Genomic DNA, 18,537 nt, shown 5'->3' on the forward strand with positions numbered 1-18,537 from the left:
ACCGCTTGCCTCGATGCAGAGCGGCATGGGAGAGAAACCTGGAGGATACCTATGACGAGGATTACACTCGGCGGTGCCGTCCTGCGCGGCACTGTCTCCGCTGCTTTAGTGGTATCGCTAATGTCCGCGTCGGCGCTGGGTGCGCCGCCGGTCGATTTGAGCAAGTGGTCGCCGGAATATGTGCGCTCCATTGCGGGCACACAGGATTTTGATACGGCGGCCGATTGCGGCAAGGTCACCCCGCTCGACTACAAGGGACGGCTGACTTTCTGGTATCAGGGCGTGTTCGAGGGCGACCCCGACCTCCTGCGCCAGTACTACAAGGAGTTCTTCGAGACCTTCCGCAAGACCTATCCGAACATCCAGCTCGAGGAACAAGCCCTCACCTACAACGACCTTCTCGACAAGTTCCGCACGGCGCTCCTGGGCAATGCCGCGCCGATGGCGGTCCGCCTGCAAATCCTGGGTGGTACCGAGTTCGCCGCAAAGGGCTATCTGCAGCCGCTCAAGCCCGAGGATGTGGGGTATTCGACCGAGGATTTCTGGCCCGGCGCCATGAAGGCGGTGACCTGGGACGGAGTGACCTACGGCATTCCGACCAACAACGAGACGATGGCGTTCATCTGGAACGCCGACATCTTCAAGCGTGCCGGCCTCGATCCGGACAAGGCTCCGGCGACCTGGGACGACGTGGTCAAGTATTCCAAGCAAATTCACGATAAGCTTGGCATTTCCGGCTACGGCCTCGTGGCTCGCAAGAATGCCGGCAACACGCCATACCGCTTCATGCCGCAGCTATGGGCCTATGGCGGCGGCGTCTTCGACGAAGCCACCGCAAACCCGACCTATAAGGAGGTCGAACTCAATAGCCCGCAGAGCAAGGCGGCGCTGCAAGCCTCGTACGATATGTATGTTCGCGACAAGTCGGTTCCGGTGTCGGCACTCACCAACCAGCAGGCCGATAACCAGCCGCTGTTCCTAGCCGGCCAACTCGGCATGATGGTCTCGCACCCGTCCGACTACAACGTCATGCTAGATCTGCAGAAAAAGGCGACGGGCACCGACAAGGACAAGGCGCAGACCGTCATCGACAACATGCGCTACGGTCTCATTCCGACTGGCCCAGACGGCAAGCGCGCCGTTGTATTCGGCGGCTCGAACATTCACATCCTGAAGCCCGAATATGTCGAGGGCGGCAAGGTGGACGAGCCGGCTGCAAAGGCCATCATCTGCATGTGGACGAGCCCTGAATGGTCGCTGAAGATGGCCTACGCCGGCTCGAACCCGGGCAACCTCAACGGCTTCAAGACCAAATGGATGAAGGAACGTCTGGACAGCATCAAGTTCCTCGATGTCACGACGTCGATGCTGCCATACGGCATCCCGTTTCCAGCGCTGCCGCAGTCTCCCGAGATCATGAACATCATCGTCCCGGACATGCTGCAGAATGCCCTGACCGGAGCGATGACCGTCGACCAGGCAGCAGACGACGCGGCCGAAAAGGTGAAGAGCCTGGTAGAGGGTAAACTCTAGTTTGAACCTGACTTACGATCCGACCGGCCGCACCGATGGTGCAGCCGGTTCGTTCCAAAGAAAATAAGGGCGCGCCACAGTGACGATCGTGACCGGTAAGGCCGAGGCTCGCCGAACATTGCAGTCCGGTAGGTCAGGCGTGCTGTGGAAGATGTGGGAGCATCGCGCCGACTACGCCTACGTGCTCCCGGCGATCGCCGTGATGCTCATCGTCATCGCCTATCCGATCTATTACACAATCGAGCTGTCATTTTTTAAGACGCCGCCTGGCCTACAGCTGCGCGACAAGATCTACGTCGGCTTCGACAACTACACGAACATCCTCACCAGTCCGGTGTTCTGGAAAGTCACCTGGAACACTATGATCTGGACACTGGCATCGACTTTCATCTCCTTCGTCCTGGGGTTTGGCTCCGCGCTGGCGCTCCACCGCGACTTTATCGGCCGTGGCGTCCTGCGCGCTATCCTGATCATTCCCTGGGTTATCAGCGCCGTCGCCGCCTCCTACATCTGGAAGTGGATCTACCATTCGGACTTCGGGGTCATCGGTGCGGTGCTGGTCGGTCTCGGATTGGCCGACCGGCCGCCGAATTTCATCGACAACGTCAGCACGGTGCTGCCCTCCCTGATCGTCGTCAACATCTGGCGCGAGTTTCCCTTTGCCATGATCATGATGATGGCCGGCCTGCAGACGGTCCCCGAACAACTGCTGAGCGCCGCAAAAGTCGACGGAGCCAGTGCGTGGCAGCGCTTCTGGCACGTTACCTTCCCGCATCTGAGCAGCGTCTCGACGGTGACCATCCTGCTGCTCGCAGTGGCCAACTTCAATTCCTTCATCATCCCTTGGATCATGACCGGCGGCGGGCCATCCAACGCATCGCATATCTGGATCACCCACATTTATGAGCTCGCCTTCGGACGACAGCTCTGGGGCGTGGCATCGGCCTATTCGGTGCTCCTGTTCCTCATCCTGATGACGCTGGGCTACTTCTATGTCCGCGCGCTAAGCGGCAACGAACGGAAAGAGGGGAGCGCATGAGCACGATTGCCGGGACAGCCCCTCGGGGTCAGACCCGTCGCCGCATCCGCGTCGACGGATGGCGGTGGGCCGGGCGCATCTTCCTTGTGTTCATGCTGCTTTACACCGCGTTGCCGATGATCTGGATGCTGATCACTTCGATCAAGTCCGGCTTCGCGGCGATGCAATTCCCGCCGCAATGGTGGCCAGACGAGCCTACCCTTGCCAGTTACCAGAAGCTGCTCGATCCGCAGAACAGCGTCGGCCAGGACTTCCTCCGCTTCTTCTGGAACAGCCTTTTCGTGTCGACCGTCACGACAATCCTTTCGGTGATCGTGGCTGTCCCGGCGGCCTACGCCTTCTCGCGCTTCCGTTTCCCCGGCCGAAACTTCCTGTTCTTCGCCGTGCTGCTGCGCAACATGTTCCCGGCGGTGATCTTTCTCGTGCCGCTGTTCATACTGATGCGCATGCTCGGGCTGGTGAACACGCATGGTTCGCTGATCCTCACCTATCTCACTTTCGGCCTGCCGCTGGCGATTTGGCTGCTCAAGGGCTTCTACGACAACATTCCGGTGCAGCTCGAGCAGGCGGCGCGCATTGACGGGGCAACGCGGTTCCAGGCCTTCATCCTGATCGTGATGCCGCTTTCGACGCCCGGAATCATCGCCACCGCGATCTATTCCTTCATCGGCGCGTGGAACGAGTACATCTATGCCTACACCTTCCTCTCCAAGAACGAGCAGTTGACCCTGCCGGTCGGCATCCAGCGCTTCTTCTCGGAAAATACGACGGACTTTCCGGGCCTGATGGCGGCCAGCTTTATGATGAGCGTGCCCGTCGTCGTGTTGTTCCTCGTCCTGCAACGATACTTCGTACGCGCCCTTACAGAAGGCGCGGTCAAGCACTAGGGAGTTGCCGATGGCCCACGTGGTCCTCAAAGATCTCGTCAAGACCTATGGCAGCTTCAAAGCTGTCAACGACGTTTCGCTGACGGTCAATGACGGCGAGTTCGTTGCGCTGGTCGGCCCTTCAGGCTGCGGCAAGACAACCACCCTCAATCTCGTCGCCGGCCTGATCCCGATCACATCGGGCGACATCGTCATCGGGGACCGGGTGGTCAACGACCTCGACCCCAAGGACCGGGACATCGCAATGGTGTTCCAGAACTACGCGCTCTATCCGCAGAAATCGGTCTACAAAAACCTGGCGTTCCCGCTGCAGATGCGCAAACTGCCCAGGGACGAGATCGACAAGAAGGTCAAGGAAGCGGCGCGGGTGCTCGACATGACGCACCTGCTCGAGCGCAAGCCGCGCGAACTTTCGGGCGGGCAGCAGCAGCGTGTGGCCCTCGGCCGTGCCCTCGTCCGCGACCCCGCTGTTTTCCTCATGGACGAGCCGCTCTCCAACCTCGATGCCAAACTGCGCGTGCAGATGCGGTCGGAGATCAAGCGCTTCCACCAAGACCTCAAGGCGACGATCGTCTATGTGACGCACGATCAGCTCGAAGCCGTGACTATGGCCGACAAGATGGCGGTGATGAACGGCGGCCTGCTGCAGCAGTACGATTCGCCGGCGCAGGTCTTTGCCCATCCGGTGAACATGTTCGTCGCCAGCTTCATCGGCAGCCCGGCGATGAGCCTTATTCCGCTGGAGGCATCGACGGCAAACGGCAACACAGTGTTGACCGGCGCGGAGGGCTGGAGCCTTGAGCTCTCGCCGCGCAACGCCCAGAAGGTTGCAGGGGCAACGACCAGGAAAGTCGTGCTCGGCGCACGTCACTCAACGATCAAACTCCACAAGAGTGCGGTGGCAGGCAGCGTCCCGGCCAGGGCCTATACGGTGGAGCCGACCGGAGACGTCACCTTCGTGCAGGCGTTGCTGTCCGGCGCCATCGTTAACGTCAGCGTGCCGCCGAACATAGCCATCGCGCCCGATGAGCAGATCTGGCTCGAGTTCGACCAGGAGCGGATGCATCTGTTCGACGGCGAAACCGAAATGGCCTTCCAGGCCAACTGACACTGGGCGGATGCGTGTGGAACGTGGGCGTTGATGACTACGAAGCTTAAGATCACCGCGATCAAGCCCTATCCAGTGTGGGTAGGAACGCGCAACCAGATGCTCGTCAAGGTCGAGACCGACCAGGGCATCTTCGGCTGGGGCGAGAGCGGCCTGAGCGGTCGCGAGAGGGCCGTGGCTGGCGCGATCGAGCACTATCGCGAATTTCTCATCGGTCGCGATCCGATGCAGATCGGCCGGATCTGGCAAGAAATCTATCGCAGCCAGTATTTCGAAGGCGGGCGCGTTCTGCAGGCGGCGATTTCCGCCATCGACATTGCCCTTCACGACATCAAGGGCAAGGCGCTGGAGGTACCGGTCTACGAGCTGCTCGGCGGCAAGCAACGCGACCGTATCCCCACCTTCGCCTCGACCGGAGACGATTCCGAGGGCGACGTTGCCATCGAAAGAGCCCGCGAACTGCGCGCACAGGGATGGCAGACGATCCGCTTCTTCCCAGTCGGGCAAAGCAGCAGGGACATCTTCGAGCCGCGCGAGTCGATAGGCGCTACCGCGAGCATGCTGAACAAGGCGCGCGAGGCGCTGGGCGACGAGGTCGTGCTCGGCATCGACTATCATCATCGGCTGTCGGTGGCCGAGGCGGCGAGCTTCTGCAACAAGCTCGGCCGCGGCGTGCTTGATTTCCTCGAGGAGCCGATACGGGACGAGACACCGGAGGCCTATGAATCCCTGCGCACGATGACGGCCATCCCTTTCGCCATCGGCGAGGAGTTTGCCAGCAAGTGGCAGTTCCTGCCCTACATCGAGCGCGGCATCCATCAGTTCAACCGGCTAGATATCTGCAATGTCGGCGGGATCACCGAGGCGATGAAGGTGGCGGGCTGGAGCGAGGCGCACTATGTCGACTTGATGCCGCACAATCCCCTTGGTCCGGTGTGCACCGCCGCGACCATCCATCTCGCCGCCGCGGTGCCGAACTTCGCGTGGCTCGAGACCAGGGCTCCGGAAAGAAAGCTGGGCTTCGACAATTCCGAGTTCTTCCCGGTGCAACCACGGCTAGACGGCCCCGATTATCCGGTCAGTGACCAACCGGGACTGGGGGTCGAGATCAACGAGGAGGCGATCCAGGCGCAGAGTTTCCGTTTCTGGGAAGCGCCCCACCTCAAGCGCCGCGATGGTTCAGTCACGAACTGGTAGCTCGATTTCAACCGGAGTCCACCATGACGCATACTTCCGACATCACCCGGCCGTCCAAAGACTTGATCGACGCGCTAAGGGAGATCGGCGCCGCGACCGTTGCCGGCACGCTTGGCCACATGGGCTTTCGCAATCCGCATATGGTCGGCCCGGTGGCGCAGAACCACGGCAAGTCGATCGTGGGACCGGCGCTGACGCTGCAGTTCATGCCGCAGCGGCCGGACCTCTTCACCGAGGGAGAATATGCCGATCCGGAAACGCAACTGCATCGGCACGTGCTCTACCACGCGCAGGAAGGAGATGTGGTCGTGGTCGACGCGCGCGGCGACATGAGCTCGGGTGTCTTCGGCGATATGATGTCGACGTATTTCAAGGGCAGAGGCGGCGCTGGCATCGTCATCGACGGGTGCATGCGCGATCGGCCCAATGTCGAGAAGCTCGATCTGCCCCTATGGCTGCGCGGCTGGACGCCCAATTACCATGTGCAGACCAGTATCTATCCAAACGCCGTCAACGTTCCGATTGCCTGCGGCAATGTCACGGTGATCCCCGGCGACATCATCATCGCCGACGACGACGGGGTGGTTGTGCTTCCCGTCGCAATGGCCTCGAAGGTAATCGAAGAATCCCAGAAGCATCACGATTGGGAGGAGTTCTCGCGAGTGAAGCTAATGGAGGGCGGGTCGCTGCAACGCTACTATCCGCTGCACCCAAGTGCGAGCGATGAGTACGAGGAGTGGCGGAAAGCCAACTCCAAATCTTGATAGACGGATACTAGTCGCCTTTGCCTATAAACATGATTGCGCGGTTAAGATGCGCCTAGATGAAGCTGAGGCCTGGTGAGGTTCCCCGTTGACACTTGTCACCAATCTTTCCTCGGCCTACCCGATCCTGCAGGCGGTGGGACTCGACAACGCCAAGGGCATCATTACCCGCTTTCCTTAAAGCGCAGATCGCGAAGGCCATAGACCAGCGCCGAACTCCGACGTTCCTGCGTCGGCTAGCCGCACGGGCGGTCGATGAGACCGCGCACACGAGGGCAATCTTGGTATCTGCTGCCATCCTGATCTCCGGCCCTTGTCTGGCCACGACTGGCCCGAGCCGCGGTGAGCAGCAGGATGGTCAGCGCATCGCGCGAGCCCGCTTCACGGTAGAATAATTCCAACCCATCTACCCCGACGGTGCGATACCTCAGGGTCGCCGACGTCGAAGGCAAAACCATGTCAGTTGAAGCACCAGTATGCTTTTCGGGGAGATGCAATGGGGCTCAAACGCCCTTTGCAGCCAGCAGCTTGCGGTATTCGGGGACGGGCATGCCGCCCAACCCCAATTCTCCATCTCCACTTCCTCAAACACCACCCAGGTCCAGTCCAGCGGCTTCCCGAGGACGTCGAGCAGTACCTCGCTCACGCCCTTGTAGATGGCTGCTTTCTGCTCCGTTGTAACATGGTCCACACCGGGCTCGGTGCCCTCGCGCGTGAGCTGGACGGTAACGATAGGCATGAAGGGTCTCCTTTGACTGGTGGGCTCAGTGGCCAGCGCTCTGGCCGCCGTCGACATGAAGGGTTTCCCCCGTCACGAAAGGGGCATCCTCCAGGTAGAGGACCGCGCCGACGATGTCGGAAATCTCACCAAGGCGGCCCAGCGGATGCAGGCCCGCCAGCGCCTCGTACATCTCCGGCGCATGCATCGGCGTCCTGATGACGCCCGGCGACACGGCGTTCACCCGGATTCCGTTGCGGGCGTATTCGATCGCCAGACTCCGGGTCGCGGCGTCGAGCCCGCCCTTAGTCAGCGAAGCGAGCACCGATGGCACCTTCGAACTGGCCTGCTTCACCAAGCTGGTGGTGATGTTGACGACATGGCCGCCGCCCTGACGTTCCATTGCGGCGATCACTGCCTGGGTGGCGAAGAAGAAACCGGTCAGGTTAGCATTCCATGACCAAGACCGTTGCAGACACCATCGTGGAGCCGCTGCAGGCTGCAGGAGTCCGTGGGGCGAGCGCCACGGTCAATTGGTGGATCCGTTCGGCTGTCGCTGGAACATTGGCCAGCGCCTTCGTGAGGTACCACAGGAGGACATAGTCGCCGCAGCGGCGAAAATGTTCGGACAGCCGGCGACATGAAGCGCGTGCGCAAGGTCCAACGCAACCTGGCTTGATCGCTATTGGTTCGACGTGAAAGTGGTGGAGCGGGCGGACGCTATTCGTAGCAGCGGCTACGCTATCGATGTGCGAGGCACCGCAATCGACGTCGTCTAACGCATGGGCGCTACCTTCGATACAGCAGTTCCACGGCCGCCGGAATCGCCGATATAGGTTTGTTTTCGCAAACTTTGTAGCGCTGCAATAGTTTACTTTCCACGACTGAGGTGCGCGCGTCGGTCCGGTGTCACGGCGTGATTGGTGAATTCCAGTCCCCGCTGCCGGCGGCGCGGCATTGGCGGCCGGGTTGCACCCGTTGCATGCGGCCCATAACTGGCCCACAACGTTCTGGGCCCAAGGCAATTTTTGGTAACAAAATCAAAGGTTATGGTGGTGCTGGCAGTCACAAGCGAACCAGTCTCTGTCTGATTTTCCCTGTTAGGCGCCAAAAAACAGCGAATTTCGGTCATTTTCGTTCTCCAAGCCAATTTCGACCTAAAATCCTACGGTAGTTTCAATGGTTTGGTGGAGAATTCCCTACTCAGCGTAACAGGGAAATGAAACTCGTCTAACAGGGAAAGCGTTGGACCGGGAGCGGGCGAAATGTGCATCCTTTGCTTGACTTTGAGCAGCGTTGCGACTGGTGTGTCTGACCCCCGCCAAATCCCCGTGATACCCTAAAAATGCAGCGCACCTTCACCAGGCAGGAATTGTATGACCTCGTTTGGTCGACACCCATCGTCACGCTCGCTGGGAGTTTCGACATTTCGGATCGAGGACTGGCGAAGACTTGCGCCCGCTATCAGATACCCGTTCCCGGCCGCGGCTATTGGGCAAAAATCGAAGCCGGCCAATCTGCGCCGAAAACGCCGCTTTGGAAAATCGATAACCCGACCTTAGAAACCGTCCACATCGGTGCCTACAAACCACCGGTGAACCCCTACGTCGCTTTTGCGATCGAAGCGGCGGCCGGCACAGTGAGGAAATCGAGGGAGGAGAGACAAGCGAAGAATGCTCCTGAGCAAACAAGGGCTGTTTCCGAGAAGGAAGCGGCACCTCGTGCGCCAAAGGAACTGAACGTCTTCGAGCCAGTGAGACGTCCTCACAACTCAGTCTCTGGCCTTGTCGCAGCACTAAGATCTGCGAAGCCGGACCAATACGGCGAGGTCTCAGTGCCTGGTGTGAGGGTTCACAAGAGCTCCGTATCCCGGCTGATATCGTTTCTCCATCACCTGGCTCTTGCACTCGATCAACGAGAAATCACGGTCAGCCACAGCGAGAAGGGAGTAAATACTGCAATCAGTCCCGACGATGTGCGACTTGAGATCGGCGAAGCCCGCAGTCGGGAAAAACATATTCCAACCCCTGCGGAGCACAAAAAACACGAGGAGCACGAGAAGCACCGTGAGATAGCCCGCCGCCTCGGTCAATGGCTATCCTACGAGAGCTTCTGGCCGGAATACGATTACATCTATTCCGGCAAGCTTAGCCTCGAAATTCAAAACTGGGCGGATGGTGCCCGCAAGCGCTGGAATGACGGCAAGCATCAGAACTTGGAATCCATGCTTGAACCGATTGCAGATGGCATCCTTTTCCATCTGGCTTTTGAAAAAGCTCGTCGAGAGGAGCGAGAAGCAGAAGAACGCCGTCGAAAGCATATGGCACAAAGGCGGGAGCTTCACAAAAAGCGGCAAGAACGCGAAGCGAACAGACTAAGCTTCCTACGTCAGCTGGCCGAGCATCAAAAGGAAGCCGTTGATCTTCGTAACACGATTGCCAAGGCGGCTGAGTTTGTCAGCCAAGCGAGTTCCGAATACCTCCGCATGATCGCATGGGCTGAACAGAGGCTGGCACACTTAGAAGCGCAAAACCAGCTCGAGGTGCTGACTTCCAACCTACGAGAGCAAGACCTCTTCCCTGAGCCAGATGACTTGTACGATCCAGAGGGCGATCCGGCACCGCCCAGAAATGCTTGGAGTTACGATTGAAAGGTTAACGGCTGCAGTCGATCACAACGTGGCACTGGCCGGCATAGTCTGATTACGTGTCAGAATGCATGCGAGTACGCGTCGCTAACCCAACTGCCTCAGTACCCTCACTTGCTCCAACGCAACTTTTACAAGCCGCGGTGGCAGTTGGCGGGCGGTTTCGAGTAGCTCGGCCTCTAGCTCCGCGCGCTCACGCGAAACGGCGCGTCTCTTGTCCAAACCCTCGAAAAAATCCGTCAGCGGGACATTGAGGACGCGAGCGAGCTCGGCCAGCGTTTCGATGCTCGGTAGCTGCTTGCCGCGCTCGATATTGGAGACGCTCTCAGGCGTGCGGCCAATTCGGTCAGCCAAGGCCTCCTGACTGAGCTTCGCGCCGCGCCTCGCGGCCTGAACCCGCGCACCTATAGCCTGCTTTAAAGAGTCGCCCATACTTGAAGCGTGACTTCGGCATTTCGAGTTGACAACGAAGTCAGCTTCAGCATTGGTCGATGTTATGAAGTCTACTTTAAGCCCCGCAAGAAACATGAACACGACCCGTAGCGGCAGGAGCTCAAGCAGCGCTGGCTCCGCCATCAGAAGGAGCGCCGACCTCGCATGAGTGCCTTGCTCCTATCTGCGTTACAGGAAACCGCCACTCCTCTGCGCCGCCACGCGCTTGTGCGGAATGCATCAAATTTCGGTGGCCAAACGTCCGCTGCGAGCCCGCAGCTTTACGACGAGCAGTGGCTCCGAGATCTGCTATTTCGGCATCCGGAGTTGATGGTGGTCGACCGGCTCGATGTTGGCCTTGGGGACGTCGCCCCCCTTTGCTGCGAACTCCCGATACCCAGAGCGGGTCGGACAGTGTTCGCCGACCTCCTAGGCGTGACGAGAACAGGCCGGCTTGTCGTTGTCGAATGCAAACTCTGGCGCAATCCACAAGCTCGCCGGGAAGTGCTGGCGCAGATCCTTGAATATGCCGCGCTGCTGCGACGCTGGAGTTTTGGCGATTTGGCTTCAACGCTGAAACGCAAACTGGCCACTCCCGATTCAAACCCAATCTTCGCCGCAGCCAAGCAAAGGTGGCCAGAGCTGGAAGAAGCCTCTTTCGTCGATGCGATAACGCGGTCGCTTAAGTTGGGCGATTTTCAGCTGATCATCGCCGGAGATGGCATACGCTCGGACACGCACGCAATTGCCGAGCATCTCAACGCACAGGGAGCCGGTTTGGCCCAACTGGCCCTGCTTGAGATCCAACTCTGGCAGGCAGCTTCCGGAAGCATGGTAGTGGTGCCGATGATGCCGCTGCGGACAGAAATCCTGCAACAGAGGGTTTTGGTCGACATCAGCGGCATGCCGCTTCAATTGGAAACACTTGAGATCGCAAGTGGCCTCCCCGTCGACACTATGGAGAGTGTAGTCGATCCAGAACGAGCCAACCGACGAAACATTAATCGCGCCTTCTGGCAGCAGTTTATCGACCAGGTGCACTTCGACCACGCCGACCAACTCCTGCCACGCCATGGCGGCGACAATTGGGTCCGGATTCCGCTGCCCGATCCGCTTGGCTGGATGACAGCGTTCCGTTCGACCGGAGCCCGGGGTGAAGTCGGTCTCTTCCTGACTTTTCGAGATGAGGATGGACAGCTTTTTGATAATTTCCATAACGATATGGAAGGGCTCCGTAACGAAAGCGGCCTTGAGTTAGTCGCGCGCACTAAATCTGCCGCCCCATTCTATGCGGAGATCGGTGTGTTCAAGCCACGGTCTGAATTTGCAGCCGACGACCAGCAACTCGCATGGCTATGCGATGCCGCAAATCGGCTTGTCACATCGATCCGCCCCAGGCTTAGCTTGGTCACGGAGGCTGCCGAGTGACACGGCTGCTAAAATGGGAACGACTTGCTCTGAATGGGAACTTCGCATCAATGCCCTCGCCGTTTGCGTGGGCTCAGTCGGCGCGCTTCGCACATTTCATGAATGGATATGAGGTTGCCGGTGGAATGGACCGCCTTGCAAATCTCTCCAACACCATGTCAGAGCGGTTCCGCGAGACAGGCGAATGGCAGGGGACTGCGCTCGACCTCTGGCTCTGTCTCTTTTTCCAGCACCGCATCCATCGCCACACGGGTTCGGAAGACATAGATCCAGCGCTTGATGCTCTTTGTGATGCGCTGTGGCACGCGCTCAATCGGCTCGATTGTGACGAAGCCAGCGCGATCGCTTCACGCCTGAAACAGGACGCTTTCTAGGCAGCATTTTCGCAAAATCCCGAAGCTCCGAGACTGAAGATTAATGCACGCACTGATTCGGCCTAAATATGAGCCAACAAAATATTTTGTCGAACTTTTCTTGTACTTTTGCTGATTGACAAAATATTTTGTTGCAACCAGAAGTTCTATTAGCGTCGAAAAAATGCAATAAGTTCTAGTTTGGTTCGGTGGACAAGGCGTATTCCTGCTTCACCTCGAACTATGAGCCATTTATTCTTTGAGAAACGCCCAAGCGCGAACATCTTTTGTGGCTGTGGGCGACGTTCAGAGGATCTCAATGGCCACCAACATCAACACCGTTTCCGTCGACGCACTCACCCCCTATCGCAACAACGCCCGTACCCATTCCAAAAAACAAATTAAGCAGATTGCCGACAGCATCGTAAAATTCGGCTTCACCAACCCGGTTCTGGTCGACGAGAGCAACAATGTACTCGCTGGCCACGGCCGCTTAGCGGCCGCACGCCTCTTGGGATGGAAGGAGGTACCTACCCTTTCAATCACGCATCTCAACGAGACACAGAAACGCGCCTACATCGTTGCGGACAACCGCATCGCCGAGAAGGCCGGCTGGGACAAACAGATCCTGGCCATCGAGCTTCAAGCGCTGGTCGATCTCGATTTCGACGTAAGTATTACGGGCTTCGATATCCCGGAAGTCGATCTGATCATCGGTGAATTCTCGCCAGACAATCAGGACGACGCCGACGAAGAGGAGGAAATTGAGTTCCCGGAGAAGGACGCGGGCCCGGCTGCAGTCCAGCCTGGCGATCTATTTCTGCTTGGCGATCATCGGCTGATCTGCGGCAATGCCCTCTCGGCCGAGGCCTTCGCTGCTGTCATGCAGGACGACAAAGCGTCCGTGTGTTTTACAGACCCGCCCTACAACGTTCCCATCGGCGGACACGTCACCGGATTGGGCAAGACCAAGCATCGCGAGTTTGCGATGGCGTCCGGCGAAATGTCAGAGGACGAGTTCGCAAAATTCCTCGAGGAGTCATTCTCGCAGATTGCAGCGTACACCAAGCTCGGCGCGATAGCCTTCGTCTGCATGGACTGGCGCCACGTCGCAGAGACGATTGTGGCGGGCAGGCAAACCTTTGGCGACCTGCTCAACCTGTGCGTCTGGAACAAGACCAATGCGGGCATGGGCAGCCTTTACCGTTCGCAGCACGAGTTGGTGCTGGTCTTCAAGAACGGCAAGGAGCCCCATCGCAACAACGTCGAGCTTGGCAAGCACGGCCGCCACCGCAGCAATGTCTGGACCTATCGCGGCATCAACAGCTTTGGCACCGACCGGATGGAAGACCTCGAAGCACATCCAACCGTAAAGCCGGTCAATCTGGTTGCCGATGCACTGCTCGACGTCAGCCGACGCGGCGACGTCGTGCTCGATCCGTTCGGAGGCTCTGGAACAACGCTGCTTGCCGCACACAAGACCGGGCGGCGAGCCCGCCTGATTGAGATCGATCCGCTCTATTGCGATCTCATCATCCGTCGTTTCGAGAAGCACACCGGAAAGCAAGCCAAGCTCGCGGCCACAGGCGACACTTTCGAGGAATTGAGCGAACAGCGCGCTGCCACTGCGGCACCCGCAGTAGCGGCTTCGTCGGCGACCATCGAGCTCACCCAAGCCATCGGAGGCGCGCTGTGAGAGCCCGCAAGAAAAAGCCTGCCGGGTACGAGGTCGGCTATGGAAAGCCTCCTGTAAATTCCCGCTTCGAGAAGGGCCGATCGGGCAACCCAAACGGTCGGCCGAAGGGAAAGAAAAACGTGAACACGATGCTACGCGACGCGCTCTACGCGCCCATCCAGATCCAGCAAAATGGCAAGACGACGACCGTCACCGCCCTCGAAGCCATCGTGCTTAAATTGCGCAACAACGCGATTGGTGGCGACTACCGATCGGCGGTCCAGGCCATTGCACTTGCTATGCGGTCTTTCGAACAAGAAGAGATTGGCCAGCCCGACGCAGAGGCCAGTCCGCTAGATCAGCAAACGATGCTCGAGCTGATGCGAGACTATGTCGAACAGAAGGCATCGCCGCAGCGCGACGACGCGGAAGGCGCTAGCGCCGCCGCCAGCGACGAGCAGGACGAACGATGAACGCTCCCTTCCCTAGGCCAGAGAGATCGCAGCCCACATCGCCCAAACTGCCGAGCCCAATTCAGATGTTGTTCAGCGCCGCTAGCGACGACCTCGCAACATTTGTGGCGCTGGCTTTTTCCGCCGTCGATCCCGGTGCGAAATATCTACCCAATTGGCACATCCGGGCGATCACTTATCAGCTCAAGCGTGTCTTGCTCGGACATTGCAAGCGACTGATCATCACCATGCCCCCGCGGTCGTTGAAATCCGTCACTACCTCGGTCGCATTCCCCGCTTGGGTTCTTGGCCGCGACCCGTCGAAGAGAATGATTTGCGTCTCTTATGCCCAACCGCTTGCGGTCAAGCTCGCGAACGATTTTCGAACCGTCGTCGACACCGCCTGGTACCGGCGGACCTTTCCGACGTTCAAAGTCAGCCCGCGGAAAAACACTGAGAACGAGCTGCAGACGACGCTTGGCGGTGGGCGATTAGCCACCTCAACCGGCGGACAGCTGACCGGCCGCGGCGGCGACATCATCATCATCGACGATCCGTTGAAGGCCGATGACGCGCACTCGGAGGTAGCGCGGAAGAAGTGCGCCGAATGGGTCCGCACGACTTTGATGTCGCGCTTCGACAATCCAGCCGCCGGCGCCGTCGTCCTGGTGATGCAGCGACTGCACGTCGATGATCTCGCAGGCGTGCTTCTGGAGACTGGTGGCTGGGAGCATTTAAATCTGTCGGCGATTGCCGAAGAGGACGAACGCATCCAGACCAGCGAAGGCCGTGTCCACGAACGCAAGATCGGCGATCTTCTGCATCCGGAACGTCTCGGAAAGCTCGAACTCGAAGGCTTGAAGCGAGATCTCGGTTCACTCACCTTTTCTGCGCAATACCAGCAATCTCCTGCACCAGCCGAAGGCAACATGGTCAAGCGGGTGTGGTTCCGCGACTACGACCCGCAACAACTTGATGTCGGCGGCATGACCATCGTGCAGAGCTGGGATACTGCCCTGAAGGGCGACCCAAGCAGCGACTACTCCGTCGGAACGACATGGGCACAGGACGGCTCAAACTACTATCTCGTCGATATCGTTCGCGTTCGAGCAGCCTATCCAGATCTGGTCAGGTCAGTCAGAAGCTCGCTTGATCGGTACAACCCCGACATCATTCTAATCGAAGACGCCGGCTCGGGATCGAGTTTGATTGCCGACCTGGATAGCCAAGGGATTGCCACTACCCCTGTTAAAGCTCGGACCGACAAGGAAAGTCGCTTATCGCGGGTGGCGGCAATAATTGAGAATGGCAACGTCTATCTACCGAAAGACGCGCACTGGAGAGACGACTTTCTGCTGGAGGTGCTCGCGTTCCCGCACGGCAGACATGACGACCAAGTGGATTCCATGACTCAGGCACTCATCTGGATGAAAGATGATCGACCAACAGGCGGCTTCTATTTTGGGACGTTTTGACGACTTAGGTGCAAGCGATCGCGGCCTAAAGGTCGATTACCGCTCGGTATGCGAGTTCGTCCACGCCGAGAAGCTCAGTCACAAAAAAAAGACGCTGATCGCGGCTGAGCAGGATCGCCCGGGCGCGCAGGCGGGCACGGTGGGCAAAGTATCAGGATCGCATCGATCCTTCCCGCCTGGTGTTCATCGACGAAACATGGACCAAGACCAATATGGCGCCGCTCAGGGGATGGGCGCGACGCGGCGAGAGAATCAAAGCCAAGGTGCCGCATGGCCATTGGAAGACCATGACCTTCCTGGCGGCGTTGGGCCACGACCGTGTCGATGCACCATGGCTGATCGACGGACCGATCAACGGCGAGCGTTTCCAGCTCTATGTCGACGAGGTTCTCGTCCCAACCCTCGAACCAGGCGACATCGTCATCCTGGACTCTTCGCCAAGCTCAAGCATTGGCTATGCAAGGCTGCCGGGCGAACAGTCGAGACCGTCTGCGACGCCATCGGCCAAATCCTCGGCCGTCACTTCAACCGAATGCAGAAATTACTTCATCGAGGCCGGCTATGCACCAACCTAAATTCATCCCGCTCTAGGCCCGCTCGCCTCGTCACATCGTCGAAAGCGGCGACGCAGGCGCGTACGCAGAGAATCCTTTTGGACGACGATCCTGAGTAACAAAACTCAGAGCGTGCGACTGGTGTTACTCCAGCAACGGTGGCCATTGTTTTCAAGCGACCAGTGGCTGCATGAGGGAGGCTGAAGCCACAACCTCCGGCTTTCGTTCTACCGCTTTCTGGCGTGGCAGCCCCCTGCCAATGCTCACCACTTTCGGCCGTTAACTGTTCCTCCTTTTGGATGTTGACGCTTACTCTTCATTAGCGTTAAGACTGTGCTAATATAAGCATCACCTAAGAAGATCCTGACTGGCAATCAGGGATGGGCGATGCCATAGGGGCTAAAGGGGAACGCAGCGCGGCCAGGAAAACTTGTGGCAGCTGCCATCGTTGAGACAATACCCGCCAGTGGACGGCCATGTGCATGCATGGCTGATCGCGGGATTGCGACGACCCCTGCGCTTCCTGTGGATTGTGCGCTGCCAATAGACGTCGGTCAAAACCAGCATGTTGATCGTTCAACAGGTTTATATGGAGAGTAGATAGCCGCCGGATACGGCACTCAAATAGATGATGGGGCATCTGTTTTTGTGCTGGCGCAAGAGAAAAAGGGTGGGGGTTAAATGGCTTCCTGTCAAAGCACAGATGCCAAGGGAATTGCGACATCGCTTCCAAATACATCGCCGACCGGCGACGGGGCCTGCGGCTTTGCCGAAAATACGACAATCCTCATTTCCATGCCCCTGGCAGTTATTTTTCTCGATCCGTTCAGCAACGATTTAGCCGGAATCGGGCTTTGCTCTGTCGATGATGGTTTTCCTGCCTCGACCGATACGAAGAGACCCGGGGGCGCCGATTGCGAAGTTTCAGCCGACATCAGGCATCAGGCGGACTCGCGAGCATGGGCGTTTGGCGTCGGTACAAATGTCATTGGTGTGAACGCGAAACTCATTGGCCATGGCGCTCTCGCCCAGGATCAGGCGGTTTGTTGGCGAAGGCGAACTTGGTTGCATAGATTCGCAATTTTTGAGCGACCCGCCGCAAGCGGCAGGTCGACGTCGGCAATTCTTGACCGACAAGAACAACTAGCGAAATAGGGGGACGGGGTATGGCAACGACCACTGGCACAAGCGGCAACGACAATCTGGTCGGCGGTAGCGGAGACGACGTGCTTTTGGGGGGCGCTGGAAGCGATCGCCTGAATGGCGGGTCAGGCGCCGATACGCTCGATGGAGGCAGTGGTTTCGATACGGTCCTGGGCGGATCGGGAGCGGACATACTTATCTATCGAGCGTGGGAAAATCAGTACAAGATTGGCAGCCAATTCTACGGCACTGGGATAACGGCCGGACAAACAGCCTTTTCCGGCTACGACGTCTACGACGGCGGTAACGGCAATGCTGCCAAAGGCACTGCCGAGATCGATACGCTCGTTATCTATCTAAGCAATGAGCAACTCGCCAATGCGTCGTTCATGGCGGCGTTTAACGGTGAAATTGCTCAGTTTCGTGCCTTTATTGCCGCAAACTCGAACTCGAATACGGGCCAGGCAGGTCAAGCAGAATTTACATTCACTTCGATCAATCTCAAGGTCTCCGCGATCGAGCAGGTTTCAGTCGGTCTCGATCCGACTTCGCCCGTCGGCTTCAACGATGCCAACGCTGCCGACCAGGTGCGGGAGGCTGGCGTTGGGCCGGGGAATGCACTCGTTGCGGGTGACCCCACGGCGGCAGGTAATGTGCTGAACAACGACACGGATTCCGACGACGGCCAGGCGTCGCTTGTCGTGTCGGCGGTCCGGACAGGTGCGGAATCCGGATCAGGAAGTGCGGGCACGGTCGGATCTGCGTTGGTGGGCACCTATGGCTCACTGACCTTGAATGCCAATGGCACCTATACCTACACCCTCAGCAACAGCGATGTGGACACCAATGCGCTGGCGAACGGGGTCACGGTCACCGAGGTGTTTACATACACCGTCCGTGACCCGCACGGACTTACGGATACTGCGCAGCTGACCATCACTATCACCGGCACTAACGACATCGTTTCGATCGCCAGCGGCGCGCAGAATGGTACGGTGGTCGAAGATGCTAACACGACACCTTCGCCGACCGATTCCCTCAACGCCGCCGGCACCATTTCCTTCACCGACGTCGATCTCAGTGACGGCCATACCGCGTCGTTCGCGCCGACCGCCGGCGAGACGGCGCTCGG

The 18,537-nt window shown here is 58.7% G+C and carries 15 protein-coding genes and 2 pseudogenes; 14 read left to right on the forward strand and 3 right to left on the reverse strand.

What is annotated here, in order from left to right; translation table 11 throughout:
• Window positions 1-51: 51 nt before the first annotated feature.
• The 6 genes from ACFFNA_RS14780 to ACFFNA_RS14805 all read left to right on the forward strand — a co-directional run bounded on the left by ACFFNA_RS14780 (window position 52) and on the right by ACFFNA_RS14805 (window position 6,528).
• Entirely contained in the window at window positions 52-1,533 is a 1,482-nt protein-coding gene (locus ACFFNA_RS14780) for an ABC transporter substrate-binding protein (protein WP_111543035.1), read from the forward strand.
• Between the two features lie 79 nt (window positions 1,534-1,612).
• Window positions 1,613-2,572, forward strand: a complete 960-nt coding sequence (locus tag ACFFNA_RS14785; protein ID WP_378919311.1) for a carbohydrate ABC transporter permease — start codon at window positions 1,613-1,615, stop codon at window positions 2,570-2,572.
• Window positions 2,569-3,459: a carbohydrate ABC transporter permease gene (locus ACFFNA_RS14790; protein WP_111543033.1), complete on the forward strand. Its 891-nt coding sequence runs from the start codon at window positions 2,569-2,571 to the stop codon at window positions 3,457-3,459. Before ACFFNA_RS14785 ends, ACFFNA_RS14790 begins: the two co-directional genes overlap by 4 nt.
• Window positions 3,460-3,469: 10 nt before the next feature.
• On the forward strand, window positions 3,470-4,567 hold the full coding sequence (locus ACFFNA_RS14795; protein ID WP_378919313.1) for an ABC transporter ATP-binding protein: 1,098 nt from the start codon (window positions 3,470-3,472) through the stop codon (window positions 4,565-4,567).
• A gap of 33 nt (window positions 4,568-4,600) precedes the next feature.
• The gene (locus ACFFNA_RS14800; protein ID WP_378919315.1) at window positions 4,601-5,764 is read left to right on the forward strand and encodes a mandelate racemase/muconate lactonizing enzyme family protein; all 1,164 of its coding nucleotides are present in this window, start codon (window positions 4,601-4,603) and stop codon (window positions 5,762-5,764) included.
• Between the two features lie 23 nt (window positions 5,765-5,787).
• On the forward strand, window positions 5,788-6,528 hold the full coding sequence (locus ACFFNA_RS14805) for a ribonuclease activity regulator RraA (RefSeq protein ID WP_111543030.1): 741 nt from the start codon (window positions 5,788-5,790) through the stop codon (window positions 6,526-6,528).
• A 427-nt stretch (window positions 6,529-6,955) separates the two neighbouring features.
• Here the strand turns inward: ACFFNA_RS14805 and ACFFNA_RS14810 are convergent, their stop codons facing one another.
• Entirely contained in the window at window positions 6,956-7,267 is a 312-nt protein-coding gene (locus ACFFNA_RS14810) for a tautomerase family protein (protein WP_378919317.1), read from the reverse strand.
• A gap of 25 nt (window positions 7,268-7,292) precedes the next feature.
• A pseudogene (locus tag ACFFNA_RS14815) lies at window positions 7,293-7,694 on the reverse strand (SDR family NAD(P)-dependent oxidoreductase); the annotation flags it as partial.
• A gap of 897 nt (window positions 7,695-8,591) precedes the next feature.
• Here ACFFNA_RS14815 and ACFFNA_RS14820 point away from each other — a divergent pair.
• Entirely contained in the window at window positions 8,592-9,896 is a 1,305-nt protein-coding gene (locus ACFFNA_RS14820; RefSeq protein WP_378919319.1) for a hypothetical protein, read from the forward strand.
• A gap of 84 nt (window positions 9,897-9,980) precedes the next feature.
• On the opposite strand, the gene relB is transcribed toward ACFFNA_RS14820, so the two are convergent.
• Window positions 9,981-10,469 carry a type II toxin-antitoxin system RelB family anti-toxin gene (gene relB / locus ACFFNA_RS14825; RefSeq protein WP_378919321.1) on the reverse strand — a complete coding sequence of 163 codons (489 nt, stop codon included), beginning with the start codon at window positions 10,467-10,469 and terminating at the stop codon, window positions 9,981-9,983.
• Window positions 10,470-10,490: 21 nt separating this feature from the next.
• Here relB and ACFFNA_RS14830 point away from each other — a divergent pair, with 21 nt between their 5' ends.
• The 7 genes and pseudogenes from ACFFNA_RS14830 to ACFFNA_RS14860 form a co-directional block, all read left to right on the forward strand.
• Window positions 10,491-11,753 carry a hypothetical protein gene (locus ACFFNA_RS14830; RefSeq protein ID WP_378919323.1) on the forward strand — a complete coding sequence of 421 codons (1,263 nt, stop codon included), beginning with the start codon at window positions 10,491-10,493 and terminating at the stop codon, window positions 11,751-11,753.
• Between the two features lie 125 nt (window positions 11,754-11,878).
• Window positions 11,879-12,127 (forward strand): hypothetical protein, encoded by a 249-nt coding sequence (locus ACFFNA_RS14835; protein ID WP_378919325.1) that lies wholly within the window; start codon window positions 11,879-11,881, stop codon window positions 12,125-12,127.
• A 298-nt stretch (window positions 12,128-12,425) separates the two neighbouring features.
• Window positions 12,426-13,802, forward strand: a complete 1,377-nt coding sequence (locus ACFFNA_RS14840; protein WP_378919327.1) for a site-specific DNA-methyltransferase — start codon at window positions 12,426-12,428, stop codon at window positions 13,800-13,802.
• Window positions 13,799-14,254 carry a DUF5681 domain-containing protein gene (locus tag ACFFNA_RS14845; protein ID WP_378919329.1) on the forward strand — a complete coding sequence of 152 codons (456 nt, stop codon included), beginning with the start codon at window positions 13,799-13,801 and terminating at the stop codon, window positions 14,252-14,254. The genes ACFFNA_RS14840 and ACFFNA_RS14845 overlap by 4 nt, the downstream gene beginning before the upstream one ends.
• A gap of 65 nt (window positions 14,255-14,319) precedes the next feature.
• Window positions 14,320-15,708: a phage terminase large subunit gene (gene terL / locus ACFFNA_RS14850; RefSeq protein WP_378919331.1), complete on the forward strand. Its 1,389-nt coding sequence runs from the start codon at window positions 14,320-14,322 to the stop codon at window positions 15,706-15,708.
• A 19-nt stretch (window positions 15,709-15,727) separates the two neighbouring features.
• Window positions 15,728-16,283 (forward strand): annotated as a pseudogene (locus tag ACFFNA_RS14855) (transposase); the annotation flags it as partial.
• Between the two features lie 1,145 nt (window positions 16,284-17,428).
• A partial coding sequence (locus tag ACFFNA_RS14860; RefSeq protein WP_378919333.1) for a cadherin-like domain-containing protein occupies window positions 17,429-18,537 on the forward strand: 1,109 nt, incomplete at its 3' end.

The organism is Mesorhizobium kowhaii, assembly GCF_042431665.1.
Classification (GTDB): Bacteria; Pseudomonadota; Alphaproteobacteria; order Rhizobiales; family Rhizobiaceae; genus Mesorhizobium; species Mesorhizobium kowhaii.